Source organism: Halogeometricum sp. S1BR25-6, from assembly GCF_031624495.1.
Classification (GTDB): Archaea; Halobacteriota; Halobacteria; order Halobacteriales; family Haloferacaceae; genus Halogeometricum; species Halogeometricum salsisoli.
The window spans coordinates 256,016-280,442 of the sequence record NZ_JAMQOP010000001.1 but is presented as its reverse complement, the minus strand read 5'-3'; the positions used below and the strand labels follow the sequence as shown (position 1 = coordinate 280,442).

The window sequence follows — 24,427 nt, the reverse complement described above, 5'->3', positions numbered from 1 at the left end:
GACTCAGTCGCGCCAGCGCAGGTCGGGAACGAACAGGCCGGGGGCGAGTCGCGCCTCGCCGTAGCGCCACCGGACGTAGGCGACGACGGCGACCGTCCCGACGACGACGGCGCTCATCCCGAGCAATCCGGCCTCGGGGCCGAACGCGCCGCCGGTGAAGACGTCGGGTCCGGTCTCCACCGTGTCGACGACGTTCGCGCCGATGCCCAGTCCGCTGACCGGGAAGCCGTACACGCCGCCCTGAAACAGGTTCCACGTGACGTGCAGACCGATGGGAATGGCGAGTTCGTCGGTCAGGACGTAGCCCGCGGCGAGGAAGATGCCGGCGAGTGAGATGCCGAACATGCTCACGAGCGTCGCGTTCGGGTTCTGGAGGTGCGCGAGGCCGAACACGACCGAAGAGACGAGGACGGCGACGCCGGCGGCGACGGTTCGGGAGGTGTAGCCCGAAAGCCCCTCGGCGACGTTCGTCAGGAGGTAGCCCCGCGAGAGCACCTCCTCGCTGACGCCGACAGCGAGGAACGTGAGCGTCAGGAGGGCGAACCCAGCGAGGAAGCCGCGCGAACCGCCGCTGAAGGTGCCCTCGACGCGGAACCAACCGACCGAGACGCCGAGGAGGAAGATTCCGGTCATGAGCGCCGCGCCGAGGAGGAGGCCGAATCCGAGGTCGAGCCACCAGTCGCGGTCGAGGCCGAGTCCGAGGTCCGTCAGGGTCCGCCTGTCGACGACGACGGCGAGGCCGAGGGCCAGCGCCCCGGGAACCAAGATGGACACGAACTGGGAGACGAGGCCGCCGAGCGGCCCCGGCGCTCCGAGGACGTACGTAAGGAGGAAGCCGACCGCGACGAGCGTAGTGAGCAATGCGACGACGCCGATGGTCAGTCGGACCGGCGCACGCGGGCGCCGCTCCCGTCGGTTCCAGACGACGCTGACAATCCAGCTCCAGACGACGAGAATCCAACTCCAGACGACGCCGAGAACCGTACGGACGGCGGGCGGGAGGTTCACGTCGGCGGTTCGAACCGACGGCGCAAGAAAGTGGTCCGCCGAGGCCGGTTAGCCGGGCGCCGAGGCCCACAGCGCCAGCACGCCGTACAGCACCGTCCCGAGGAGGATGGAGACGACGACGTGGATGAAGGTGATGTACGCCGTCAGGCGTCGCGACTGCCCGTAGAGGTAGCTCACGGCGACGCCGTCAAGCAGTATCGCGAGGAGGATGCCGACGAGGGGGTTCAGCCCGAACGCGGTGAAGAGGACGGCGACGACGGCCGGGACGGGGCCGACGACGAACGCGTACCTCACGGGGACGTCCCCGAGGACGTTTCTCGCCGCGATGTGCGCGGTCAGGGAGAGGAACAGAGCCAGCGAGGCGACCGTGCCCGCGACGGCGACGGCGCTGCCGCCGGCGGTGCCGGACTGCAACGGAGCCAGGCGTATCGACATACGGGACGCCAGGGGCGCCGACGACTTAGGCGCGTACATTCCGGTCGAAAGAAGAGACGGCGTCAGCCGTCGTACAGACCGAGGTCGCTGAGCCGGGAGACGATTTCGTCGACCGCCTCCTCGGCGTCCGAGGGCTGCTTGCCGCCGGTGATGACGAGTTTGCCCGACCCGAAGAGAAGCGCGACCACGTCCGGCGAGTCCAGCCGATAGACCAACCCCGGGAACTGCTCGGGTTCGTACTCGATGTTCTCTAATCCGAGACCGATGGCGATGGCGTTGAGGTTCAGGTTCCGGCCGAGGTCGGCCGAGGTGACGATGTTCTGCACCGTGATCTCGGGGTCGTCCTCGACGGGAATCTGGAGGGCGCGAAGCTTGTCGAACACGAGTTCGAGACTCTCGTGCACGTCGTCGGTCGACTTCGCGCCGGTGCAGACGATCTTGCCTGAACGAAAGATGAGCGCCGCAGATTTCGGTTCTTGCGTCCGGTAGACGAGTCCGGGAAACTGCTCGGGGTCGTAGTCCGCACCCTCGAGGTCCATCGCCACGCTCTGGAGATCGAGTTCCTGACCGATACCGGTCGAGGCGACGACATTCTCGATGTTGATAGTATCCTTGGGGTCGGTCATGCGACGACTTAAATGACGATATAAAGGTTGAAAAAGGTTAGTGCAGTCACCGCGGGGGCGAGTGACGACCGCTCAGCACGCGGACGTTCTGTGCGGTCACGAGGGCGCCGACGGCCGCGACGAGCGCCGGAATCAGCGGACGGAGCGGCGGCGCATCGACGGAGAGGTACCCGGCGACGAAACAGGCGAACGCGACGAGTTTGAGGGCCGCAAAGGAGACGGACGGCGGGAGGGGGACGGAGTCGAACAGGCGGCGGATGAGGGGGTTCCGTTCCCGCGCCCCGGGTCGCGTCACCGCGGCGACGGTGGTGACGTAGTCGCCGACGCCGTAGAGGGCGACGGCCGAAAGCCAGAGGGCGGCGTCCAGCGCCGGAACGGGAAGGGACGCGACGGTGGCCGGGAGCATCGTCGGAAGCGACGGCGTCCGAGGACTTATACGATACCCCGAGGGGTCGCGAACTCCTCCGCACTCCTCGAGCGCTCGGGCGACGGGCCGAGTCGACACGCTGATGCCCGCGGCCGGGAAGGTCCGAGCGTGTACTGCCTCGAACTCGCCGGGCAGGCCGGCGACGAACCGCTCGCCCGCCTCGAAGCCGAACGCGCCGCCGCCTCGGCCGTCGAACGGGCCGCCCCCGGACTGGCGACGGCCCGCGGCGTCCGCCTCGACCGGGTGCCGACGCTCGCGTACACCCACCGCGTCTCGGAACTGCTCGGGCGGACCGACGCCGACGTGGAGAGCGCCGCCGCCCTCCTCTCGGCGGCCTCGTTCGAGAAGGAGGGAAGCGTCGCCGTCCGCGCCCGCGACGTGCGCTCCTCCTCGGGGGTGAGCGCCTCCGCCGCGGAGCGAGCGCTCGGCGGCGTCCTCGTCGACCGGGGGTTCGCGGTCGACTTGGACGACCCCGACAACGTCCTGTGCGCGCTCTTCTCGGAGGACACCTGTCTGCTCGGTTGGCGGGCCGCCGAGAGCGTCCGCGACTTCGGGACGCGCGCGCCCACCGACCGACCGTTCTTCCAACCGGGAAGTATGAACCCGCTGGACGCCCGCGCGTACGTCAACCTCGCCGCCGGCCACGCCCTGCCGGACGCGACGGTCGTCGACCCGATGTGCGGCACCGGCGGCCTCCTCGTCGAGGCGGGGCTGGTCGGCGCGCGCGTCGTCGGCAGCGACGCCCAGTGGAAGATGGCCCGCGGGACGCAGACGAACCTCGCCGCGTACCTCCCCGACGCCGACTGGGAGGCGGTGCGCGGCGACGCCACCTCCCTCCCCCTCCGCGACGACTGCGCCGACGCCGTCGCGTTCGACGCGCCGTACGGCCGGCAGTCGAAGGTGGCCCGGCACGAACTCGCGGACCTGGTGGGCGGCGCGCTCTCGGAGGCGGCCAGAATCGCGCCGTCGGCCGTCGTCGTCGCGGACCGGTCGTGGGAGGAGGCGGCCGAGGACGCCGGGTGGCGCGTCGACGCCCGGTTCGAGCGTCGCGTCCACGGTTCGCTGGACCGACACGTCCACGTGCTCTCGCGGGTGTGAGTCGACGGTCGAATCAGGCGAGTGCGTCTCGCAGTTTTCGGCCGCGGTCGGCCCACCTCGCCGTCCCCGGCCGGGTCGCGAGCATCCCCTCGACGTCCGCGGCGCCGACGGCCGCCGCGACCGCCCGCGATTTGACGGGCCACGCGTACACGTCCATCCCCTTCGCCTTCGCTCGCTCGACGACGTCCGTTCCCAGACAGAGCGACCAGTGGACGTTCACCCGGTCGCAGTCGAGTAGTTCCGCGGTGTGGAGGTTCCGGTCGAGTCTGACGTCGAAGTTGTACGTCAGGTCAACCTCATCGGACGCCGAGCGAGCCTCCCAGAGCGTGTCGGAATAAAAGGAGGTGAGCGTGGTGTAGTTCTCCACCGCGTCCGTCGCGTCGAGGACGTCCGCGACGAGGCCGGGTTCCTTCAGGTCGACTTCCACCGCGATGTCGGAGGGGACGGCCGAAAGCGCCTCCTCGAACGTCGGAATGCCGTACTCCGACCCGGCGACGTGAAGCGACGCCAGCGTCTCGACGGGGTGGTCCGCGACGTGACCCGACGCGTCGGACACCCAGCGCAGGCGACTGAAGTGGCTGGCGACCAACTCCCCCGACCCGCACCGCCGGACGTCTATCTCGACGGCGTCGGCGTCGCGACTCGCGCTCTCGGCGGCGAACGTGGTGTTCTCCGGGTATCGGTCTCCGAATCCACGGTGAGCGATGATGTTCATCGTCAGCGACCACGGAATCGAGGTGGAGAAAACCTACGGCTGGACCGCCCGACGGCGACGGCGCGGTCAGACGGGTGGCCGCTCGTCGCCGTACCGTCGGTAAACGTAGTAGGAGAGCGAGGGCACCGAGACGACGAGGACGGGGGCGAAGACAGCCCCGACGAGGTGTGCGAGACCCGCGAGCGTCCACGCGAAACTCGGCGTCCACGCGGCCGACTCCCTCTTTCGGAGCGTCCACACGTCGAGGACGACGAAGACGAGAACGAGGAGGGCGAGGAGGATACCGAGCCACGAAGTGAGTGTGACGAGGACGAAGGAGCCGAGCGCCGTTCGTCGTCCTCGTCGCCTACGTGTTCCGGCTGACGGCGATGTCGCGTTCGACGCTGTTCGTGGGGCCGTTCGCCGCCCGCGACGGCCACGAGGAGTGAGTCCGACGGCTACGGGGAGAGCGACCAGAACGTCTTGTCGCCGTCGGCGAGGAGACTGAACTCGAACGCGAAGAACAGTTCGCCCGCGTCTTCGGGTACTTGATAGGCGACTTCACCGCGGCGCGTCTCGTCGGCCGCGATTTCCGACCCCTGTGCGAACGCTTGGTCGAGCGCCGACAGACCGCCGATATCGGCGGTGTACGCTCGTCCCGTTCCGTCCTTGACGAGCATCTGGAGGGCGATGGACACGGAGAGCGGTTCGCCCGTGTCGTTCTTCACCGAGATGTCGGGGATGACGTATCGGTTCCCGTCCTCGGCCTGCGTGAAGGAGCCGAGTTCTGTTTCCGTCCGGGAGCCGTGGAGCGTCACTTGGAGGTTTTCTTTGGAGACCGTATCGCCCGCCGAATGCACGTCCACGGCGAGGTTCTGAGAGAGGTCGGCGACGTTCGATGCCGTGGAGGCGAGGTCTACCGTCACCCGGTTGAACGAGAACAGGTCGAAGGAACTGAAGTCGAACTGCATCGAGAGACCCGAGGCGTCCTTCGGTATCTCGTAGACGACGTCGCCGCGAGATACCTCACCCGGCGCCAGTTGCCCGCTCTGCATCGAACTGTCGGTGACGGCTATCGTCTGGTCGTACACGTGGTTCGCGTCGTCTTTGAGGCGCGTCTGCCAGAAGCTGTTGAAGTCCACGAACTCCGAGGAAGACTTGTTCTTCACCGCCATCTCGACGACGACGTAGGTGTTCCCGGAATCCGACTCTTGGAACTCACCGATGTTCGTCGTCTTCTCCACGCCGCGGACGACCATCGCGAGCGAGTCGTCTTCGACCACCTCACCGACGGCCACTGACGCGCTCTGTGCTCCCTGTTCGGGTTCCGTCGTCTCCGTCTCAGAGGACTCCGTCGCCGTTGCCGTGTCGGTGGCGGCTTGCTCGGGGGATCCGCCTGCCTCCGAGGTCGAACCCCCCGACGAATCTACCTCCGCCGTCGTACCGCCCTCGCTCGAACACCCGGCCACCGCGACGGAGGCCGCCGCGGCGACGAACGCGCGTCTCCCGAACCTACGTGAATCTGTTTCGTCCATCTGTGTTTACTCTCAACTAGTAAACAGAATGCTAATATGTAAATTCGTTTTTCTGTCTCATTCTGTGACTGAACTATGCACGGATTGCGTGTTGTCGGCGGGAGTCGAACAGTCGAAGTGACTACTCCTCGCGTTTCGCGACCACCGACTCGCCGGCCCGCAGTCTGTCCCCCACCTCGACCGTCACGTCCTCGGGGTCGTAACAGGGCGGCAGGAGCACGTCCGCGCGACTGCCGAAGTCGATGTGGCCGATTCGGCCGCCGCGGGCGAGGGTGTCGTCCTCTTCGACGTAGGGGTGGATGCGGCGGGCGAACGCACCCGCGATGAGCGACAGTTCGGCCGGGCCCTCGGGCGTCGACACGTCGATATCGACTCTCTCGTTCCGCTCGGACTCCTTCGAGAACGCTGGGCGGTGCGCCCCGGAGCGGTGGGTGACTCTGTTTACCCGGCCGTCGAACGGCGCGCGGTTGACGTGCACGTTGGTGACGTTCATGAACACGCCCACGCGAACCTGTTCGCCCTCCTCGCGGACGACAGAGACGCGGCCGTCGGCGGGGGAGACGACGCCCGGCGCGGACGGCTTTCGGTCGGGGTCGCGGAAGAACCAGAGGACGAACCCGCCGAGGAGAAGCGAGAGGGCGGAGAGCGGCGGTGCGACGACGGCGAGGGGGACGGCCGCGAGGAACACCGGGAGCGCGAACCTGCGGGCACCGGGCGCGTAGCGCATCAGACCGCCCGCTCCCGGTCCGGGTTCTCGTCGAGTTCGCGCTGTCCGGTCGCCCACGCCGACAGCAGGTGCGTAAGGTGGAGGCGAGCGTCGAGGCCCTCCGCGAGGTCCAGGTCGACCGACCCGGCCAGACGGTGCAGGCGGACCACGTCGCTCTCCCCGAACTCCTCGGGGTAGGTGTCGGCGACGCGCAGGAGGTCCCGGAGCAGTTCCTGCCCGTCGAAGCCCTCGTCGTCCAGAAGCGTCGTGAGCGACTTCCGCGCGTCCGTCAGGTCGCCGTCGCGGGCCGTCTCCAAGACGTCCTTCAACTCGTCGTCGTGACCGACCGATGAGAGCGCGGTCTGTGCGGACTCCGTCGTTAGCTCGCCGTCGCCCTCGACGGCGGCGCTCTGGGCGGCCAAGATGGCCTCGCGCAGGTCGCCGTTGGCCTTCGACGCGACGATGTCGAGCGCCATCTCCTCGCACTCGGCGCCCTCCGCCTCGGCGACGTCGCGGAGGACTGCTTTCGTCTCCTCGGTCGAGGGGGCGCGGACGGGAACGGGGAAACAGCGCGAGCGAATCGGCGGGATGAGCTTCGTCGGTTGCCGCGTCGTGATGACGAACTGCGTCGTGCGGTGGTGCTTCTCCATCACGCGGCGGAGCGCCTGCTGGAAGTCCTCGCGGATGTGCTCGGCGTTGTCGAGGAGGATGGTCTTGTAGTCGCCGGAGACGGGGGCGTAGCCCGCCGACTCCTTCAGCACGCGGCTTATCATGTCGCGCTTGGCCATCCGACTCCGTCCGGTGAGAAACTGCTCGAACCGCGGGTCGTTTCGAATCTGCTTTTTCGTCCGGGAGAAGAAGTCCGCGACGTTTATCTCGACGAGGTCGTTGTCCGGGTCGTCGTGCGCCTCGCGGGCGAGCGCTCGGACCGCGGCCGTCTTGCCGACGCCCGGCGGCCCCTGCAGCAGGAGGTTCATCGGTTCGTCCACCGTGCGGCCCAGTCGGTCGCGGACCTCCGATTGGGGCAGGTCCGACAGCGACGGGGCGTGCGCGTCGGTCCACAGGGGCGCGTCCATCGGACTCGCCTAACCGCCGGAGCGTAAGAAACCCTACGTCTCCCGCTCGGAGGACTCGCGCTCGCGTCCCTCTCGTTTCCGCTCATCACGCCGTCTATCCGCTCGCTCGCGGGCGTTCTCGGGCGTGTCCGTCTCCAGCAGCACTTCGAGTTTGCGCTCGAACTGCTCGTCGGAGAGGTCGCCGCGGGCGTAGCGGTCGCGGAGGCGGTCGAGGGCGTCGGCGACGGAGTCGTCCTCGTCGGCGGCGCGTTCGGCGCGGGCGCGGGCCTCGGATTCGGGCGGCGTCGTCGACTCCGAAGCCCTCCCGTACCGCGATTCGAGCACGGCGACGATAGGGACGACGACGGCGAAACCGATGGCGAAGATGGCCCAGAACGGACCGATGGGGACCAGTCCGAACAGCGATGCCAACCCCAGACCGGTGACGAGAAGCGAGGCGATGCCGGCCCAACTGTCGTCCTCGTCGTCCCACCAGTCGCTCAGCCAGCGGTCCTCGTCGCTCTCCTCTCGGTCCGAACCCGACCCGCTCATACGAACTCAGTCGCGCCGGGGAACGAAAAGACTGTGCGCGGGCCGGGGCGTCGGACTCGTCGGCCGGGAGAGCGTGCGTCCCGGCCGGGCGATTCGACACGCGTTTACCCCGTCACCCTCTCTGTCGTCACATGTCGATGCGCGTGACGTTCCTCGGGACCGGCGGCGCGGTGCCGACGACCGAACGGGGTCCGAGCGCCCTCCTCGTCAACCGGGAGGGCGAGCGGTTGCTGTTCGACTGCGGCGAGGGCACCCAGCGGCAGATGATGCGCTTCGGGACGGGCTTTACGGTCTCGCACCTGTTCGTCACGCACCTCCACGGCGACCACGTTCTCGGCATTCCCGGTCTGGTGCAGACGTGGGACTTCAACGACCGCGAGGAAGCGCTCGCGATACACACCCCGCCGGGGTCGAAGCGGCACCTCCGGAGCCTCGTCGAGGCCGGCGGCTACCGACCCGGCTTCCCCGTCAACATCCACGAGGTGAAACCCGGCACCGTCGCCCTCTCCGGCGACGACTACGAGGTGCGGACGTTCGAGACCGAGCACAGGAACGTCCGCTCGATGGGCTACGCACTCCTCGAAGACGACCGGCGCGGCCGGTTCGACAGGAAGCGAGCCGAGGAACTCGGCGTCCCCGTCGGCCCGGCGTTCGGCCGCCTGCACGAGGGCGAAGCGGTCGAACTGGACGACGGCACCGTCGTCCGGCCCGAAGAGGTCGTCGGCGACCCCCGACCCGGTCGGAAACTCGTCTACACCGGCGACACGCGCCCCGTCGACGCCACCGTCGAAGCGGCCGACGAACCGGACCTCCTCGTCCACGACGCGACGTTCGCCTCCGACCGCGCCGACCGGGCGCGCGGCACCGGTCACTCGACCGGAAAGGAGGCTGCCGACATCGCCGCGCGCGCCGGGGCGAAGCACCTGGCGCTGACGCACATCTCATCGCGGTACGCCGGCGACGCCTCGCCCATCGAACGCGAGGCGCAGGCAGCGTTCGACGGCGAGGCGTTCGTCCCCGACGACGGCCAGAAGTTCGAGGTGCCGTACCCCGACGCCGACCGCGACGGGGCGTAAGGGGAGACGGAGTCGCACGCCCACCGTAGCCTTTTCTCCGAAGACGCCGCAGAATCTCGTATGACGGGCCCCCCGTTCCACCTCGTGGACGTGTTCGCAGAACGGCGCTACGCCGGCAACCAACTCGCCGTCGTCGAGAGTCGGGAGACGCTCTCCGACGACGAGATGCTCGAAATCACGCGGGAGATGAACTACTCGGAGACGACGTTTCTCGAAGGCGACCCCGTCGACGGCGCGTGGCCGGTGCGGATATTCACGCAGAAGGAGGAGATTCCGTTCGCCGGCCACCCGACGCTCGGCACCGCGGCGGTCCTCCGAGAGCGGTTCGACGCGGGCGACGACGTGACCCTGCGCCTCGGCGTCAGCGACATCCCCGTCGAGGTCCGTCCCGACGGCGACGGTGAGGCGTACTGGATGACGCAGAACGCCCCCGAGTTCGGCGCCGAACTCGACCACGCCCGCCTCGCCCGCGTGCTCGGACTCGACAGCGAGGACGTAGACCGCGAGTGGCCCGTGCAGGTCGTCTCGACCGGCCTGCCCTCTATTCTGGTCCCGCTGACGGGCCGCGGCGCGCTCGGACGGGTCGATATCGACCGGACGGCGTACGGCGCGCTGTACGACGAGACGGGCGTCGAGAACGTCTTCCCGTTCTGCGCGGACCCGCGCGAGGACGGCCACCACCTCGCGGCCCGGATGTTCTCGCCCGGTCACGGCCTGTACGAGGACCCCGCGACCGGAAGCGCCAACGGGAACCTCGCAGGCTACCTCGCCCGACACCGCTACTTCGGCGACGACGAGGTGGCCGTCTCCGTCGAACAGGGGTACGAGATGGGTCGGCCGTCCGTGCTCCACCTCGAAGCCGAAGACGGCGAGGAGGTGTCCGTCCGCGTCGGCGGGCGCGTCGAGTTCGTCGCCGAGGGTGACCTGCTGTAGTCAGTCCAGACAGTCCGCGCAGTAGCGGCCCCCGAGGAGGGGAGAGTGCCGGGGCTCCGACCTTCGTGAAGGCAGTAGTGTCGAACCGAACGGACGGGAAGTTCGACCGCCGACGGGGACGCCCCCTGGCGTGGGATTCATATCCACACACGACCAACCGTCGTCCGTGAACGACCGGACGAGCGCACTCGACTCTCTCGTCTTCGGCGTGGACATCCAGAGCGGCGACGTGCGCGGCGACGCCCCATCGTACGCCGTCGTGGCTTTCGACGGCGAGAACATCGACCGAGACGTGGTCTCACACCGGAAGCTGCGGCGACTCGTCGAGCGAGAGCGGCCGGCCATCCTCGCGACCGACAACATGTACGAGTTGGCCGCCGACAAGGACGAACTCGTCCGCTTCCTGCGCTCGCTCCCGGCCGAGACGAAACTCGTGCAGGTGACGGGCGCCGAGCGCCCGGAACCGCTCTCCAGGGTGGCCTCCCGCCACGGCGTCCCCTACGGCAAGAAGCCGATGAAGGAAGCCGAGGCGGCCGCCCGACTCGCCGCGGTCAACGTCGGCCACGAGGTGTCGGCCTTCACCAACACCACGACGCTGAAGGTGTCCCGAGGGCGCTCGACCGGGAAAGGCGGGTGGAGCCAGGACCGCTACACCCGGCGTATCCACGGCTCCGTCAAGCGCCGGAGCCGCGAGGTGGAGGACCGACTGAAGCAGGCGGGGTTGGAGTACGAAATCGACGTGACGGAGAAGTACGGCGGCTACTCGAACGCCGTGTTCACCATCGAGGGTCGACCCTCCGACATCCCCGTCTCCAGCGGCCGCGCGGGCGACACGCGGGTCGAAATAGACAGAGAGCGGCGCGACGGCATCGAGTTCGAACCGCTCGTGAAGCGCCGCGACCACGTCATCGTCGGCATCGACCCCGGAACGACGACGGCGGCGGCCGTCATCGACCTGGACGGGAACAAACTCGACGTGCACTCGACGCGCACCGCCGACACCGCCGACGTCATCGAGTGGCTCATCGAACGCGGGCGGCCGGTCATCGTCGCCGCCGACGTGGAACCGATGCCCGAAACCGTCGAGAAGTTCCGCCGGAGCTTCGACGCCGCCGGGTGGGAACCCGAGAAGGACCTCCCGGTCGACGAGAAACTCCACCGCACGCGCGAGGCCGGCTACGAGAACGACCACGAGCGAGACGCCCTCGCGGCGGCCCTGTTCGCCTTCGACGCCCACGAGGACCAGTTCGAGCGCATCTCGCGGAAGGTGCCGCCGAACATCGAACGCGGCGAGGTCATCTCCCGCGTCGTCGCCGGCGAGGAGTCCGTCGAGGCGGTCCTCCGCGAGATGACCGGCGACGACGGCGGAGAAGAAGAGGAGGAGTCGACGCACGAGGAGCGGGAACTCACGGAGGAGGAGAAGAAGATAAAGCGGCTGGAGCGTCGCGTCGAACGCCTCGAATCGCACGCCGAGAGCCTCGAATCGACCATCGAGGAGAAAGAGGAGACCATCGAGCGGTACAAAGAGGAACTCTCGGAGGCCAAGCGCGAGGAGCGCCGGGAGGCGAGAGAGCGGCGCGAGGTCCAGCGTCTCGAACGCGACAACGGCCGCCTCGAACGGGAACTGGCGTCGATGGAGGAGGAGAACGAGGAGCTATCGGCGAAGATAGAGCGGTTGAAACATCTCTGGAAGCTCGACCACTCGAACTTCGCGGACGTGAACACGAACAAGAACCTCGTGCCCGTGAAGGTCGTCGAGCAGTTCACGAAGGGTGCCATCGACAGCGCGGACGAGGCGTACGGCCTCTCGCCCGGCGATGTCGTCTACCTCCGTGACGCCTCGGGCGCGGGCCGGTCGACCGCCGAGCGACTGGCGGAGACGGACCCGCGAGCGGTCCTGCGGACGGGCGGCCTCTCGGACGTCGCCGACGAGGTGCTGTTCGAGCACGGGATACCCGTCGGACCGGCGGCGGACGTGACGATGCAGGAGATAGACGAACTGGCCGTCGCCCGCGAGGCGGACGTCGGAGCGGTCATCGAGGACTGGGAGCGGCGCGCCGAGGACAGACGAAAGGAGGAGCAGTCGGAGATGGTCGACCGCATCATCTCCGAGCACCGGGCCGAGACGAAGAGCGAGAGCCGCTGAGGCGGGAGCCGTCTCTCGACTACCCGTCCGTCTCCGCCCGGTCCGCCCGGTCGAACGCTACCGCGACGAGGAAGTAGACGAGCGCACCCACGACCGGAAGGACGAACGCCAGCCCCGTCCACGCGAGGACGGCGTTGCTGCCGTTGGCGCGGGCGTGGACGTACACCCGCGCGGGGACGAGCACCTGAAAGACGAGAAAGAAGAGCGCGAACCCGAGGAGATAGCCGACGCCGCCCCACCCGGAGACGGCGGCCCACATGACCACCAGCGGCACGAACGCCGCGAGGACGAGGAGCGCGAGAAGCGACAGCGGTGAACGCGTAGCCATCTCTCGGGGCTAGCGGCGGTGCGGTGATGAGGGTTTCTCTTCCCGCGTTTCGTCGGGTGCGCTGCGGCGCGTCGTCCCCCGCGAGGACGCGACGCCGACGAGATGGCTATCCGGCTCTATACGAGACCCGCACCGACGGCGAGGGCGGCGACTCCGACGACGGCCGCGACGGCGGCGCCGAGGTACGCGTACCTGTACTGGCCGAAGGAGTCCGCGAGTTCCGCCTCGGATCTGCCGGAGATGATAAACTGGCCGTCGTCGGGCGGCGCGACGACGACGTCGTCGGGTTTCAGGGGACGTGTCGCGTTCTCGACGGCGCGGGACCGGCCGAGGAGGTAGATTTCGTCGCCCGGACCGAGCGTCCCCTCGTAGTAGCGTCGTTCACCGTGTTCGTTCCCGACGTCGAGGACGTTGGTGATCGAGTCGGTCTGGGTCGAGAGTCCCGCCTCGCCGCGGACGAACTCCGCGATGCGCTCCGGGGGGACGCTAGTCTCGACGGAGAACCCTCGAGCGGTGCGAGGACGTTGTCGGCGGTCACCCCCGTCGAGAGGAGTCGGTCGACGTCGACCGCCCCCACCTGGATATCGTGAATCCCGGTGCCGGACGACGCGTCGTTCACGTGGTCGCCGACGTCCACGCGGACGCGCCCGGTTCCGTCGTCGAGTTCGAAGGGGGTCGCGTAGACGCCCGTGGCGCGCGTCTCCCACATATCGGACCCGCCGCGTTCGTCCCACTCCTCGACTTCCCACGCCGAAAGCACGCTCTGCGTTCCCGTTATCGGAGCGTCGAACGGGTCACTGGCGCGGATGGTCCACTTGAGTTCGACGAGGCCCTCGCCTTTGATGTCCCGTACGTCGGTCGTTCGGTATCGCCGATGAGGGCACTCCTGCGATGTTGGCGGCGACCGTAGACGCCCGCGAAGGCCGCGACGACCAGCAGGACTGCGCCGACGACGAGTAGTAGGGAAGACATGTCTCGAACGCGTATCAGGTCAATACGCTGCCATAAGAGAGTGCTCAATCCGCGCGCGACCGGTCGCGTAGTTCCGACGCGGGAAGACTAACCTATCGTAGCGTCTGCATCTGTCTACTTATCCGACCGTGCGCTGTCGTGCGGTCGAGTGAGTAATGACTTGCAGACGCTACGATAACTCACCGCAGCGCCGTCCGCGCGGTTCCAGAAGTCATATCCTCCCCCCCGGACACGAAGGGGTATGGACGCGTACGACCTGATCACCCGGAACGCCGCCGAGGTGGTCACGGAGGACGAGGTACGTTCGTTAGCCGAGGACCCCGACGGAAAACGGGCCTACGTCGGCTACGAACCCTCCGGCGTCCTCCACATCGGCCACATGCTGACGGCCAACAAACTCATCGAGTTGCAGGAGGCCGGCTTCGAAATCGTGGTCCTCCTCGCGGACGTCCACGCCTACCTCAACGGGAAGGGGACGTTCGAGGAGATTCGCGAGACGGCCGACCGGATGCGCGAGCAGTTCGTCGCCTACGGTCTCGAAGAGTCTGACACCGAGTTCGTCCTCGGTTCGGAGTTCCAGTTGGACGAGGAGTACACCTTGGACCTGCACGCCCTCGAACTGGAGACGAACCTCTCGCGGGCCGAGAGAGCGATGGCCGAGATACAGAGCGGCGATACCGCGACGGTGGCGCAGGCAGTGTACCCGCTGATGCAGGCGCTGGACATCGTCTACCTCGACGTGGACCTCGCCATCGGCGGGATGGAACAGCGCAAGGTGCACATGCTCGCGCGCGACACCCTGCCGAGCATCGGCGCGGACGCGCCGACCTGTCTGCACACGCCGCTCATCGCCGACCTGTCGACGGGCGTCGGCAAGATGTCCTCCTCCGCGGGCGTCTCTATCTCGATGGAGGATTCGGAGGAGGAACTCCGCGAGAAGGTGAACAAGGCGTACTGCCCGCCGTCGCGCGACCCCGAACCCGACGCCGACGGCGAGGACCGAGACAACCCGGTGCTGCAGATATTCGAGTACCACGTCTTCCCCCGCTTCGGCGAGGTGGTCGTCGAACGCCCCGAACAGTACGGCGGCGACCTGGAGTACGACGACTACGAGTCGCTGGCGTCGGACCTCGACTCGGGCGAACTCCACCCCGCCGACGCGAAGGGAGCGCTCGCGGAGTACCTGAACGAACTCGTCGCGCCGGGTCGCGAGAAGATTCGACAGCAGCGCTCCTGACCGACGCTCGGGGTAACCCCTTTTCCCGGCTTTTTTCGGACGCCGAAACACCACACTCTCGACCCGCCGGCCCGCAGTTCGGGTCGTGAGCGAGACCGACCGACGGAACGGGGAGGAATCGATACGGGTCGAACGCGGCCGCGAGGTGACCGACGGACTCGCCGTCGACACCTACCGAGGCGAGGGCGTCGAGGGCGCTCCCATCGTCGTCTTCGTCTACGGCGGCGCGTGGGAATCCGGCGCGCGCGGACAGTTCTCGCGGTGGGCGTTAGACGCCGCCGGACGCGGTCCGGCGAGCAGTCGGACGGAGTCCGACGATACGGCGAGCGAGGATTTCGTCGCCGTCGAACTCGAGTACCGACTGAGCGACGAGGCGACGTTCCCCGCGCAAATACGCGACGTGCGGGCGTGTCTGTCGTGGGTCCGCGAGAACGCCGAGCGGTTCGGCGGCGACGCCGACCGGGTGGCCGTCGTCGGCCACTCCGCGGGCGCGCACCTCGCGATGCTCGCCGCGTTGGCGCCGGAAAATGCGTTCGGCGGCGAGTACGACCCCGAACCGACGGTCCACGCCGCCGTGGGAATCAGCGGTCCGTACGACCTCCGGGCCGATTCGGACGAGGACGGCGTGGTGCGGCGGTTCCTCGGCGGGAGCGAGGAGGAGGTTCCGGAGCGGTACGCGGCGGCGTCGCCGGTGACGCACGTCGCCGCGGACGCACCGTCGACGTTCCTCCTGCACGGGGAAGCGGACGGGACGGTGCCCGTCGAGTCCTCGGAGGCGATGGCCGCGAGACTGGAAGAAACGGGCACGACGACGAGGTTGCGGACCGACGCGGGGGCCGACCACGTCTACCTCCACTCGTCGTACTGGTACCCCGAGATTCGCGAGTCGGTGTTCTCGTGGCTGGACGAGCGACTGTAGCTACATCATCCCGAACGCGCCCATCGCCGACTGGATGAGACCGGAGGCGACGAGGCCGACGCCGGCGATGACGAGGGCGAGACCGGCGGCGACGATGGGGGAGCTATAGGCGACCAGCGCGATGCCGACGACGAGGAGCACGACGCCCGCGATGCCTTTCGTACCGAGTTTGTCGAGCATACCGCCGCTCGCCGCGACAGTCACCTAAACGTGCCGTTCCGCGCCGACGGGCGAACGGGCGGTTTTAAACGACGCGAGGACCAATGCGACCCCATGAGCGACAACGAAAACGCGGGTCACCGCGACCTGCGGATGCCCGAGGGCGACGAGGTGTTCGCTGTCGTGGAGGACATGCTCGGAGCGAACCGAATCAAGGTGCGCTGCGCCGACGGCGTCGAACGGACGGCCAGAATCCCCGGTCGGATGCAAAAGCGCATCTGGATTCGGGAGGGCGACGTCGTCCTCGTCGACCCGTGGGACTGGCAGGACGAGAAGGCCGACGTGGCGTGGCGCTACGAGAAGGCCGAGGCCGACCAACTGCGCGACGAAGGCCACATCGCCTGAACTCGTCTCCGTTCTCGCGCGCTTCGTGTCTCGTCTCTCACGGGCGCGCCGACCTGTGGGGTTTTCAGGGTCCGTCCCGTACGTCGTCGTAGATGACCGAGAGCGACGAGTTCGGCCTCATCGCGCCGGACGAGGCGGACACGCCGGGAGACGAGTGGGAGGAGATAGACGTCTCCGACACGGAAGCCGACCGCATCGCCCGAAAGCGCGACCGCAAGTTCAACGACTTCCGGAAGCGTCTGAAGGACGCCGACCAGTTCAAAGTCGAGCAGTCGGTGTTCGACGACGCGACGTTCGCCGCCATCTACAAACTCGTCCAAGATGGCCACATCGACGCGTTCGGCGGCCCTATCTCGACGGGTAAGGAGGCGAACGTCTACGAAGCACTCGGTCCCGACGACACCGACGTGGCGGTCAAAATCTATCGGATAAACGCCTCGAACTTCCGCCACATGCGCGACTACCTCGAAGGCGACCCGCGCTTCGAGGGCATCGGAAACGACAAGAAGCGCGTCGTCCTCGCGTGGACGCAGAAGGAGTTCGCCAACCTCTCGCGCGCCCGACGGGCCGGGGTCCGGGTGCCGGAACCCATCGCCGTCGAGCGGAACGTCCTCGTGATGGAACTCGTGGGACTGGTCGAAGACCGGGCGCGGCGACTCGCCGAGGTGAACGTCGAGAACCCCGAGACGGCCTATCAGGTCGCCCGCGAGTACATGCGCCGCCTCTACTCCGCCGGACTCGTCCACGGCGACCTCTCTGAGTACAACATGATCATCCACGACGGCGAACTCGTCGTCATCGACCTCGGGCAGGCCGTCACCGTCCACCACCCCAACGCCGACGAGTTCCTGCGGCGGGACTGCCGCAACGTGGCGAAGTTCTTCTCGCGGCAGGGCACCGACACCTCCGCCGACGACCTGTACGAGTTCGTCACCGACGCGGAGGCGGACCCGACGGGCGACCCCGAGGTGGACGGGCGAGAGGCGGGGGGCGAGAACTGACTCGAAGAGCGCTACGACGCCACGAGGCGCGCCCGCACGGCCCGAACCGACGGAAAAACTCTTAAACCGCTTGGTCGGATAGCGAGTGGTATGCAACACGTGAAGGTCCCGCAGGACCGTATCGGCGTCCTCATCGGCGAGGGCGGCGAGACGATGCGCGAGATAGAGCGCCGGGCCGAGGTCCGTCTGGATATCGACTCCGAAACCGGCGCCGTCGCCATCGACGAAGTCGGGGACCCCGTCACGGGGATGCTCGCCCCCGACATCGTCCGCGCGGTCGGTCGCGGGTTCACGCCCGAAGCGGCGCTCTCGCTTCTCGACGACGACATGCGGACGTTCGAACTCATCGACCTACAGCAACACACGCGAAACAAGAACGACCTCCAGCGACAGAAGGGCCGACTCATCGGCGAGAACGGCCGGACGCGCGAACTGATGGAGGAACTGTCGGGTGCGGAAGTCGTCATCCGCGGGACGACGCTCGGCATCATCGGCCAACCCGAGGAGGTCGAGGCCGTCCGCCGCGCCACGGGGATGCTCCTCGACGGCGCGCCGCACGGCGCCGTCTACTCGTTCCTCGAACGCAAGCACAACGAACTGACGCGCGACTTCGACGTCCAGCCCTCGGACTGAACCGTCGACCGACGGGTCCCGACGCTGACCTCCTCCCGTCCACCGTTCTGACCCTTTTGGACCACCCGCCGAACCTCGAAAATAGTATATATAGGCATGTTTTCGTGCCACGTCCTATCATGCAAATAGCGGCCCCGTACCCCGGTTTTGTCGAGCGCGGTGAGAAACTTTTTTATAGAATCGCAAACAACCAATCGGCTGAATATGTCTCAGCGAATGCAGCAGGGACAGCCCATGATCATTCTGGGCGACGACTCCCAGCGCACACAGGGGAAGGACGCGCAATCGATGAACATCTCGGCCGGTAAGGCCGTGGCCGAGTCCGTCCGGACCACGCTGGGTCCGAAGGGTATGGACAAGATGCTGGTCGACAACTCCGGCGAGGTCGTCGTCACGAACGACGGCGTAACGATCCTCAAGGAGATGGACATCGACCACCCGGCGGCGAACATGATCGTCGAAGTCTCCGAGACGCAGGAGGACGAGGTCGGAGACGGTACGACGACCGCCGTCGTCATCGCCGGCGAACTGCTCGACCAGGCCGAGGAACTCATCGAACAGGACGTCCACGCGACCACCATCGCGCAGGGCTTCCGCCAGGCCGCCGAGAAGGCCAAGGAAGTACTCGAGAACGAGGCCATCGACGTCTCCAAGGACGACCGCGAGACGCTCGTCAAAATCGCCTCCACGGCGATGACGGGCAAGGGCGCGGAGTCCGCGAAGGACCTCCTCGCCGAACTCGTCGTCGACGCCGTGCTGGCCGTCGCCGACGAGGACAACGTCGACACGGACAACGTCTCCATCGAGAAGGTCGTCGGCGGCTCCATCGACAACTCGGAGCTCGTCGAGGGCGTCATCGTCGACAAAGAGCGCGTCGACGAGAACATGCCCTACATGGTCGAGGACGCCAACGTCGCGCTGTTCGACGGCGCCCTCGAAGTCCGCGAGACCGAAATCGACGCCGAAGTCAACGTCACCGACCCCGACCAGCTTCAGCAGTTCCTCGACCAAGAGGAGAAACAGCTGAAGGAGATGGTCGACCAGCTCGTCGACGTCGGCACCGACGTCGTCTTCGTCGGTGACGGCATCGACGACATGGCGCAGCACTACCTCGCGCAGGAGGGCATCCTGGCAATCCGCCGCGCGAAGTCCTCGGACCTCAAGCGCCTCGCCCGCTCGACGGGCGGCAGCGTCGTCGGCTCGCTCGACGACATCGAGGAGTCCGACCTCGGCTTCGCCGGCTCCGTCGGTCAGAAGGACATCGGCGGCGACGAGCGCATCTTCGTCGAGGACGTCGACGACGCCAAGTCCGTCACGCTCATCCTCCGCGGCGGCACCGACCACGTCGTCGACGAACTCGAGCGCGCCATCGTGGACGCCCTCGGCGTCGTCAAAACGACGCTCGACGACGGGACGGTCCTGCCCGGCGGCGGCGCCCCCGAGACCGAACTCTCCCTGCAGCTCCGCGAGTTCGCCGACTCCGTCGGCGGCCGCGAACAGCTCGCGGTCGAGGCGTTCGCAGAGGCGCTCGACGTCATCCCGCGCACGCTGGCCGAGAACGCCGGTCTCGACCCCATCGACTCGCTGGTCGACCTGCGCGCCCGCCACGACGGCGGCGAGTTCGGCGCCGGTCTCGACGCCTACACGGGCGAAGTCATCGACATGGAGGAGGAGGGCGTCGTCGAACCCCTCCGCGTGAAGACGCAGGCCATCGAGTCCGCCACCGAGGCGGCCGTGATGATCCTCCGCATCGACGACGTCATCGCCGCGGGCGACCTCTCCGGCGGTCAGGTCGGCGACGACGACGGCGACGACGAGATGCCGCCCGGCGGCGGCGGAATGGGCGGCGGCATGGGCGGTATGGGCGGCATGGGCGGCATGGGCGGAGCGATGTAAGCTCCCGCAGCACGCCTTACACCACCCACTCCCCAGACCAGCCTCGCATCGCCGCGCAACCGTCGGCCGCAGGCCGAATCGACTCCGATTTCTTTCGACGCGAATCCGAGAGCGGCGCGTCTCGTGCGTTAGTGAAACGGGGTAACGTACAACAGAGTCGCGTGCGTAGCCGACGGTATGGGCGACCGCGCGTGCTACCGCGAGTTCTGTCCGGACTGCGACGCGCAGGTGACAATAGTCGACGAAGAGTGCCCCGAATGCGGGCGGGAGTTGGAGATTCGGTAGACGGGTTCTCACCAGACACGGCAGTTGAATATCGAAAAGAGCGCGACGGGACCTCCGCGAACGCAGTGAGCGGAGGGTCGTCGCGCGAGCGACCGAAGGGAGCGAGCGCGACGGGATTCGAACCCGCGGCCATCGGATTAGAAGTCCGACGCTCTGTCCAACTGAGCTACGCGCCCTCCTCTCGATTAATCAGCCGACCGTTCAAAAGCGATGCGGGTTCCGTCCGAGTTAGCCGTGGAAGCGGTACAGCGACGTGACGAACGGCAGGCGGTTGAGCATCCAGTAAGCGACGGGTAGGCCGACGACCGTTATCGCGAGGAACGCCGCGAGGTTCGCCCAGAAGAAACTGAGCCACCAGCCGACGAGGACGAAGTAGACGGCGCGGACGAAAAGCGAGCGCTGGCCGCGCGCGGATTCGGGCACCGACAGCGAGCGGGGTTCCTTCAGCGTCAGGACGGTCGGGACGACGTTGATGACCTTGATGCCGAGGGGGAGGAGAATTACGGTGGCGTTCAGCGCCCACGCGGCGTTGACGACGACCGGCGTCGCCCACCAGCCGACGAGCAGGAACCACAGCGCACGCACCACCAGAGAACGGTCTCGCATAACCGAGAGGAGGACGCCGACCCGGAAAAGCCTCGCTCTCCACGTACGCTTATCCCCGCCACCGCCGTGAGAGGAGACGTGTCGAGGACTCTCGGTCGGCACGCGCATCCGCGCACGTCGTTACTCCCCGCCGCCGCGGCGTTACTGGTGGGACTGCTCCTGCACGCGATCGACCAGTCGATTGCGTTCCGCGCGGGACCGGGTCCGATTCTGGTAACCGCACCGGTCGTCGCGACGCTCTGTTATCTCCGCGTCCGGGAGGCGTCGTCGAAGCGAATACTAGGCCTCCTCGGGTGGGGTGTCGCCGGGTCCGGACTCGGCGTCCTCGGCGTCTACGTGGTCGCGGTGAGCTACCTGCTCCCGCGCGAGCTGACCGGTCAGGAGATGGTGCTGTACGACCTCGGGATGTTTCTCTGGTTCGTGGTCGCACTCGCGGCCGCGTACGTCGTCGCCGGGAGCGTCTCGCGACCGTTGGCCGCCGCGGCGCTGTTGGGGGCGCCGGTCGCGCAGGCGTCTGTTACCCTCGTACTCGTCCTCCTAGTAGAACTCGGTCTGTTCGCGTGATAGCGTCGGACGGTCGGCCGAAGCCCCGAGACGGTGGGACCGCGGCGAAACGCGAGACGGAACGAACGGCAGCCCTAAGTCCGGCAGACGAGAAACGAGCGACGATGAAGGTCATCGGAACCGTCGGACTCCCCGGAAGCGGGAAGGGAGAGGCCGCGTCGGTCGCCCGAGACGCCGGGGTCCCGGTCGTGACCATGGGCGACGTGATTCGCTCGGAGTGCCGGGAGCGGGGCCTCGAACCCGCCGAGCACCACGGTGAGATAGCGACGGCGCTCCGCGAGGAGGAGGGGCCGGCCGCCATCGCCGAGCGCTCGCTACCGCTCGTCGAGGTGGAACTCGAATCGAGCGACGTGGTGCTCGTCGACGGCCTCCGCTCGGAGCACGAACTCGACCGATTTCGCGAGGCGTTCGGGGAGGCGTTCGTCCTCGTGAGCGTCGAAGCGCCGTTCGAGGTCCGCGCCGAACGCCTCTCGGACCGCGGCCGCGACGACAGCGACGTGGACCGCGAGGCCCTGCGCGACCGGGAGGAGCGCGAACTCGGCTTCGGCATGGGCGAGGTGATGGACCGCGCGGACGTCGTCGTCGACAACACCGACTCGCTCGAACGGTTCCGCGAGCGAATCCGCGCACTTCTCGAAGAGGATAGAAGCGAGAAGGGGTCGGACACCGGCGACGCGGACGGCGGTGAGGCCGGAGTCGAGACCGAAGCGGAGGGTCGGACGTGATCTACAGCGCTCACGCGCGCATCGTCGTCCCGGTGCGCGACACGGAGGTGACCGACCGCGTCGAGGACGCCGTTCGCAACATCTTCCCGAACGTGGAGTTCGAACGAGAGGCCGGCCGGATAGTCGGCGAGACGCACTCGCTCGAACAGTTCTCCGAGAAACTGCACGAACAGGCCATCCTCGACACGGCCCGGCGGGAGTTCACCAAGCGCGGCGACGAGTCGGGCTTCTCCTTCGCGCTGAAAAAGCAGGCGGCGTTCAAGGGCGTCGTCAACTTCTCCGTCGGCAACCCCGACGAACTGGGCGACATCGAGGTGCACGTCACCGTCGAGAACCCGAGCATTGACGAGTTCGTCGATCACGTCGCGCCGCCGACGGAAGACGGTAAACCAGTCCGGCCCGACGAACGCGAGTAGCGGCGAAGGAGCGATTCACTCCGACTCGTCGCGTTCGGCGTACGAGCGAATCAACCCGCACTCCGGACAGACGTACGCGGTCGGTTCGAGTTTCTCCCTCAGACCGAATCCGCCGAGGAACCCCTTCTTCCGCTCGTTCGTCACGAGATGCAGCGAGAAGCCCTCGGCGGTCTGTAGTTTCATCGACTCCATCGTCACGCCGCAGTCGGGACAGCGTCGAATCTCTGTCATGGGCGTCGAGATACGAGCGACGCGGAGATATACTCACTTTAGGTGCGAGCAGGACGACCAGCGCGACTCCGATGAAGACGACTTTCAGCGCCGTGTTGACGCGACGACCTTCGACCCGAAGCGCGCCCCCCAGATGCCGTACTGAAACGGAATGGAGCGTTTGAACGTCGAGACGGCGAAGGAGACGATGCCGCCGACGAGCATCGTCGCCACCGCGGTCCGCGGGGTGAACGCCTCGCCGACGAGGGGCGCGATGGTCGCCGCGCCGACGGTGGTGTCGAAGGCGAGCACGGCGATGACGGGCACCGCCGCGCCGGGCAGACCGAGGAGCGTCGTGAGGGGTTCGGCGACGGCGGTGAACTCGCGGAGATTCACCGTCTCCACGAGGAGGGTAACGAGGAGGTAGACGACGGCCAGACGCGGGACGAGGCGGGTCAGTTTCGGCCACGTCTTCTCGGCCGCCTCGCGGACGACGCCGCGAGTCGTCCCCGGGCCGTCGTCGAAGGCGGCCGCGCCGCCGTCGGTCTCCGCGGCGTCCGTCGTGTCCACCTCGGCGGCGGACGAGGAGCGAACACGCCCCTCCGACAGCAACACCGCGCCTGCGAGGACGCCGGTGAGCGTGATGGCCAGCGAGACGGCCGCGCGGGCGCCGACGTACAGGAGGCCGAGGATGGGAATCAGCACGGGCGCGTAGAAGGTAGAACTGGAATCTACAATTGAATTCTGAGAGAAGTCAGACGGGTCATAGCGGTTCCGCCGAGGCCTCATAAGCAGATATATTTTTGAGGCTGTACTGAATACAGCGCGCGAATCTTTCACTTGGGCGAAGTGGCAAGGTCCTGTCACGTACGAGAAACGATCGAATACCGACGCCATCCACGTTTGGGTTCTTGTACGGGGTAGTAGGACTCGCTTCGACAGGACGTGGTGTTACTGTCGGCATTCACTCCACGCCGAATACGCCAGAATTTTCGTCGGCGTGGACGTCCGTCGTTCGACGGATCCGTCCGTATAGGGGGCTAGCAAGCTATATGTTAATTGGTAACGTACAGTAGGCGATGGACGAATTCTTGACAAGTCGGAGACATTTTATGGGCGGTATGGCGGCCGGATCGATAGCCGGGGGAGTGGGAGGGTTCCCACTGGGTGCCCACAACCGTGACAGCGTGGCTACAGGGGCGTTACAATCCGGGACCCCCCCATCCGGACTGTATCTGAAGATCCCTGATATCCAGGGCGAATCGCAGACCGCGGGCCACGAAAACGAGATCGAGGTACTCTCGTTCAGCTGGGGTGTATCGAGAGCGAGCAGTCGCGGCACAGGACGGGCGACGGGCGCTGCCCAATTCGACTCGCTGGTCCTCACGAAGGGCATCGACAGGGCGACACCGCAGTTGCTGGAACTGGCCGTGACGGGTGCACACCGCCCCGAGGCGGTGCTCTCGCTCACGCGAGCGACTGACGGTCCCGAAGCCGACGTCTACACCGTGACACTAGAGGACGTCGAGGTCCTCACGTTCGACAACAACGGCATGGTCGACGCTGGACCGATAGAGAGCTACTCACTGTCGTTCGGTAAGGTAAGAGTGGAATACCGGATGCTGAACGGCGATGGGAATGTCCAGGAGTACACCTTCGGGTGGGACGTGAGGGCGAACAGACCGACCTAGTGCGTACCCGTCGGGAGCGGGGACCGCGATGAAGACGGGCGGATTATGGCGTGATAGTCGGGTGGAACACTTCGACACGGCGTTCGTCG

General features: G+C 67.3%; 29 protein-coding genes, 1 tRNA gene and 2 pseudogenes. 15 read left to right on the top strand and 17 right to left on the bottom strand.

Annotated elements, in window-relative coordinates; genetic code table 11:
• Positions 1 to 3 precede the first annotated feature (3 nt).
• The 4 genes from NDI76_RS01435 to NDI76_RS01420 form a co-directional block, all read right to left on the bottom strand.
• Positions 4 to 1,008 carry a CPBP family intramembrane glutamic endopeptidase gene (locus NDI76_RS01435; protein WP_310922193.1) on the bottom strand — a complete coding sequence of 335 codons (1,005 nt, stop codon included), beginning with the start codon at positions 1,006 to 1,008 and terminating at the stop codon, positions 4 to 6.
• A gap of 48 nt (positions 1,009 to 1,056) precedes the next feature.
• Positions 1,057 to 1,443: a DUF7473 family protein gene (locus NDI76_RS01430; RefSeq protein ID WP_310922192.1), complete on the bottom strand. Its 387-nt coding sequence runs from the start codon at positions 1,441 to 1,443 to the stop codon at positions 1,057 to 1,059.
• Positions 1,444 to 1,505: 62 nt separating this feature from the next.
• Positions 1,506 to 2,069 (bottom strand): TATA-box-binding protein, encoded by a 564-nt coding sequence (locus tag NDI76_RS01425; protein WP_310922191.1) that lies wholly within the window; start codon positions 2,067 to 2,069, stop codon positions 1,506 to 1,508.
• Positions 2,070 to 2,115: 46 nt separating this feature from the next.
• On the bottom strand, positions 2,116 to 2,475 hold the full coding sequence (locus tag NDI76_RS01420) for a DUF5658 family protein (RefSeq protein ID WP_310922190.1): 360 nt from the start codon (positions 2,473 to 2,475) through the stop codon (positions 2,116 to 2,118).
• A 129-nt stretch (positions 2,476 to 2,604) separates the two neighbouring features.
• On the opposite strand from NDI76_RS01420, the gene NDI76_RS01415 reads away from it, so the two are divergent.
• Positions 2,605 to 3,594 carry a methyltransferase domain-containing protein gene (locus NDI76_RS01415; protein WP_310922189.1) on the top strand — a complete coding sequence of 330 codons (990 nt, stop codon included), beginning with the start codon at positions 2,605 to 2,607 and terminating at the stop codon, positions 3,592 to 3,594.
• A gap of 13 nt (positions 3,595 to 3,607) precedes the next feature.
• Here NDI76_RS01415 and NDI76_RS01410 read toward each other — a convergent pair whose 3' ends face one another.
• On the bottom strand, positions 3,608 to 4,309 hold the full coding sequence (locus NDI76_RS01410; protein WP_310922188.1) for a glycerophosphodiester phosphodiesterase: 702 nt from the start codon (positions 4,307 to 4,309) through the stop codon (positions 3,608 to 3,610).
• A 66-nt stretch (positions 4,310 to 4,375) separates the two neighbouring features.
• Positions 4,376 to 4,549, bottom strand: a complete 174-nt coding sequence (locus NDI76_RS01405; protein ID WP_310922187.1) for a hypothetical protein — start codon at positions 4,547 to 4,549, stop codon at positions 4,376 to 4,378.
• Positions 4,550 to 4,644: 95 nt separating this feature from the next.
• Between NDI76_RS01405 and NDI76_RS22810 the strand changes: the two are divergent.
• Positions 4,645 to 4,737, top strand: a pseudogene (locus NDI76_RS22810) (hypothetical protein); the annotation flags it as partial.
• A 9-nt stretch (positions 4,738 to 4,746) separates the two neighbouring features.
• Here NDI76_RS22810 and NDI76_RS01400 read toward each other — a convergent pair.
• The 4 genes from NDI76_RS01400 to NDI76_RS01385 all read right to left on the bottom strand — a co-directional run bounded on the left by NDI76_RS01400 (position 4,747) and on the right by NDI76_RS01385 (position 8,136).
• Positions 4,747 to 5,823 (bottom strand): DUF4352 domain-containing protein, encoded by a 1,077-nt coding sequence (locus NDI76_RS01400; RefSeq protein WP_310922186.1) that lies wholly within the window; start codon positions 5,821 to 5,823, stop codon positions 4,747 to 4,749.
• 121 nt (positions 5,824 to 5,944) lie between these two features.
• Positions 5,945 to 6,550: a protein sorting system archaetidylserine decarboxylase gene (locus NDI76_RS01395; protein ID WP_310922185.1), complete on the bottom strand. Its 606-nt coding sequence runs from the start codon at positions 6,548 to 6,550 to the stop codon at positions 5,945 to 5,947.
• Entirely contained in the window at positions 6,550 to 7,605 is a 1,056-nt protein-coding gene (locus tag NDI76_RS01390) for an AAA family ATPase (RefSeq protein WP_310922184.1), read from the bottom strand. Before NDI76_RS01390 ends, NDI76_RS01395 begins: the two co-directional genes overlap by 1 nt.
• A 33-nt stretch (positions 7,606 to 7,638) precedes the next feature.
• Complete coding sequence (locus NDI76_RS01385; RefSeq protein ID WP_310922183.1) at positions 7,639 to 8,136, bottom strand: SHOCT domain-containing protein; 498 nt, start codon at positions 8,134 to 8,136, stop codon at positions 7,639 to 7,641.
• A 137-nt stretch (positions 8,137 to 8,273) separates the two neighbouring features.
• On the opposite strand from NDI76_RS01385, the gene rnz reads away from it, so the two are divergent.
• The 3 genes from rnz to NDI76_RS01370 all read left to right on the top strand — a co-directional run bounded on the left by rnz (position 8,274) and on the right by NDI76_RS01370 (position 12,291).
• On the top strand, positions 8,274 to 9,212 hold the full coding sequence (gene rnz, locus NDI76_RS01380) for a ribonuclease Z (protein WP_425498344.1): 939 nt from the start codon (positions 8,274 to 8,276) through the stop codon (positions 9,210 to 9,212).
• 60 nt (positions 9,213 to 9,272) lie between these two features.
• A complete protein-coding gene (locus NDI76_RS01375; RefSeq protein ID WP_310922181.1) occupies positions 9,273 to 10,145 on the top strand; it encodes a PhzF family phenazine biosynthesis protein in 873 nt (290 codons plus the stop codon).
• Between the two features lie 166 nt (positions 10,146 to 10,311).
• Positions 10,312 to 12,291: a DUF460 domain-containing protein gene (locus NDI76_RS01370; protein ID WP_310922180.1), complete on the top strand. Its 1,980-nt coding sequence runs from the start codon at positions 10,312 to 10,314 to the stop codon at positions 12,289 to 12,291.
• Between the two features lie 19 nt (positions 12,292 to 12,310).
• Here the strand turns inward: NDI76_RS01370 and NDI76_RS01365 are convergent, their stop codons facing one another.
• A complete protein-coding gene (locus NDI76_RS01365) occupies positions 12,311 to 12,619 on the bottom strand; it encodes a hypothetical protein (protein WP_310922179.1) in 309 nt (102 codons plus the stop codon).
• Positions 12,620 to 12,735: 116 nt separating this feature from the next.
• The gene (locus NDI76_RS01360) at positions 12,736 to 13,326 is read right to left on the bottom strand and encodes a hypothetical protein (RefSeq protein WP_310922178.1); all 591 of its coding nucleotides are present in this window, start codon (positions 13,324 to 13,326) and stop codon (positions 12,736 to 12,738) included.
• Between the two features lie 506 nt (positions 13,327 to 13,832).
• Here NDI76_RS01360 and NDI76_RS01355 point away from each other — a divergent pair.
• Positions 13,833 to 14,828, top strand: a complete 996-nt coding sequence (locus NDI76_RS01355) for a tyrosine--tRNA ligase (RefSeq protein ID WP_310922176.1) — start codon at positions 13,833 to 13,835, stop codon at positions 14,826 to 14,828.
• 85 nt (positions 14,829 to 14,913) lie between these two features.
• Positions 14,914 to 15,747: a prolyl oligopeptidase family serine peptidase gene (locus NDI76_RS01350; protein WP_310922174.1), complete on the top strand. Its 834-nt coding sequence runs from the start codon at positions 14,914 to 14,916 to the stop codon at positions 15,745 to 15,747.
• Here NDI76_RS01350 and NDI76_RS01345 read toward each other — a convergent pair whose 3' ends face one another.
• Positions 15,748 to 15,927, bottom strand: a complete 180-nt coding sequence (locus NDI76_RS01345) for a DUF7470 family protein (RefSeq protein WP_310922172.1) — start codon at positions 15,925 to 15,927, stop codon at positions 15,748 to 15,750.
• A gap of 93 nt (positions 15,928 to 16,020) precedes the next feature.
• On the opposite strand from NDI76_RS01345, the gene eif1A reads away from it, so the two are divergent.
• The 4 genes from eif1A to thsA all read left to right on the top strand — a co-directional run bounded on the left by eif1A (position 16,021) and on the right by thsA (position 19,841).
• On the top strand, positions 16,021 to 16,311 hold the full coding sequence (gene eif1A, locus NDI76_RS01340; protein WP_310922171.1) for a translation initiation factor eIF-1A: 291 nt from the start codon (positions 16,021 to 16,023) through the stop codon (positions 16,309 to 16,311).
• 92 nt (positions 16,312 to 16,403) lie between these two features.
• On the top strand, positions 16,404 to 17,312 hold the full coding sequence (rio1, locus tag NDI76_RS01335) for a serine/threonine-protein kinase Rio1 (RefSeq protein WP_310922170.1): 909 nt from the start codon (positions 16,404 to 16,406) through the stop codon (positions 17,310 to 17,312).
• Positions 17,313 to 17,402: 90 nt separating this feature from the next.
• A complete protein-coding gene (locus tag NDI76_RS01330; RefSeq protein ID WP_310922169.1) occupies positions 17,403 to 17,945 on the top strand; it encodes a KH domain-containing protein in 543 nt (180 codons plus the stop codon).
• A gap of 234 nt (positions 17,946 to 18,179) precedes the next feature.
• On the top strand, positions 18,180 to 19,841 hold the full coding sequence (gene thsA / locus NDI76_RS01325; RefSeq protein WP_310923848.1) for a thermosome subunit alpha: 1,662 nt from the start codon (positions 18,180 to 18,182) through the stop codon (positions 19,839 to 19,841).
• Positions 19,842 to 20,228: 387 nt separating this feature from the next.
• Here the strand turns inward: thsA and NDI76_RS01320 are convergent.
• A tRNA-Arg gene (locus NDI76_RS01320) sits at positions 20,229 to 20,302 on the bottom strand.
• A gap of 52 nt (positions 20,303 to 20,354) precedes the next feature.
• Positions 20,355 to 20,732, bottom strand: a complete 378-nt coding sequence (locus NDI76_RS01315) for a YccF domain-containing protein (protein WP_310922168.1) — start codon at positions 20,730 to 20,732, stop codon at positions 20,355 to 20,357.
• A gap of 78 nt (positions 20,733 to 20,810) precedes the next feature.
• Between NDI76_RS01315 and NDI76_RS01310 the strand changes: the two genes are divergently transcribed.
• The 3 genes from NDI76_RS01310 to NDI76_RS01300 all read left to right on the top strand — a co-directional run bounded on the left by NDI76_RS01310 (position 20,811) and on the right by NDI76_RS01300 (position 22,437).
• Positions 20,811 to 21,296 carry a hypothetical protein gene (locus tag NDI76_RS01310; protein ID WP_310922167.1) on the top strand — a complete coding sequence of 162 codons (486 nt, stop codon included), beginning with the start codon at positions 20,811 to 20,813 and terminating at the stop codon, positions 21,294 to 21,296.
• A gap of 104 nt (positions 21,297 to 21,400) precedes the next feature.
• A complete protein-coding gene (locus NDI76_RS01305) occupies positions 21,401 to 22,021 on the top strand; it encodes an AAA family ATPase (RefSeq protein WP_310922166.1) in 621 nt (206 codons plus the stop codon).
• Positions 22,018 to 22,437, top strand: a complete 420-nt coding sequence (locus NDI76_RS01300; protein ID WP_310922165.1) for an RNA-binding domain-containing protein — start codon at positions 22,018 to 22,020, stop codon at positions 22,435 to 22,437. Before NDI76_RS01305 ends, NDI76_RS01300 begins: the two co-directional genes overlap by 4 nt.
• A gap of 15 nt (positions 22,438 to 22,452) precedes the next feature.
• Here NDI76_RS01300 and NDI76_RS01295 read toward each other — a convergent pair whose 3' ends face one another.
• Both NDI76_RS01295 and NDI76_RS01290 read right to left on the bottom strand, forming a co-directional pair.
• Positions 22,453 to 22,668, bottom strand: coding sequence for a hypothetical protein (locus NDI76_RS01295; protein ID WP_310922164.1), 216 nt, complete (start codon positions 22,666 to 22,668; stop codon positions 22,453 to 22,455).
• A gap of 43 nt (positions 22,669 to 22,711) precedes the next feature.
• A pseudogene (locus NDI76_RS01290) lies at positions 22,712 to 23,367 on the bottom strand (nucleoside recognition protein); the annotation flags it as partial.
• 359 nt (positions 23,368 to 23,726) lie between these two features.
• Between NDI76_RS01290 and NDI76_RS01285 the strand changes: the two are divergent.
• Positions 23,727 to 24,338 (top strand): Hcp family type VI secretion system effector, encoded by a 612-nt coding sequence (locus NDI76_RS01285; RefSeq protein WP_310922163.1) that lies wholly within the window; start codon positions 23,727 to 23,729, stop codon positions 24,336 to 24,338.
• Positions 24,339 to 24,427 lie beyond the last annotated feature (89 nt).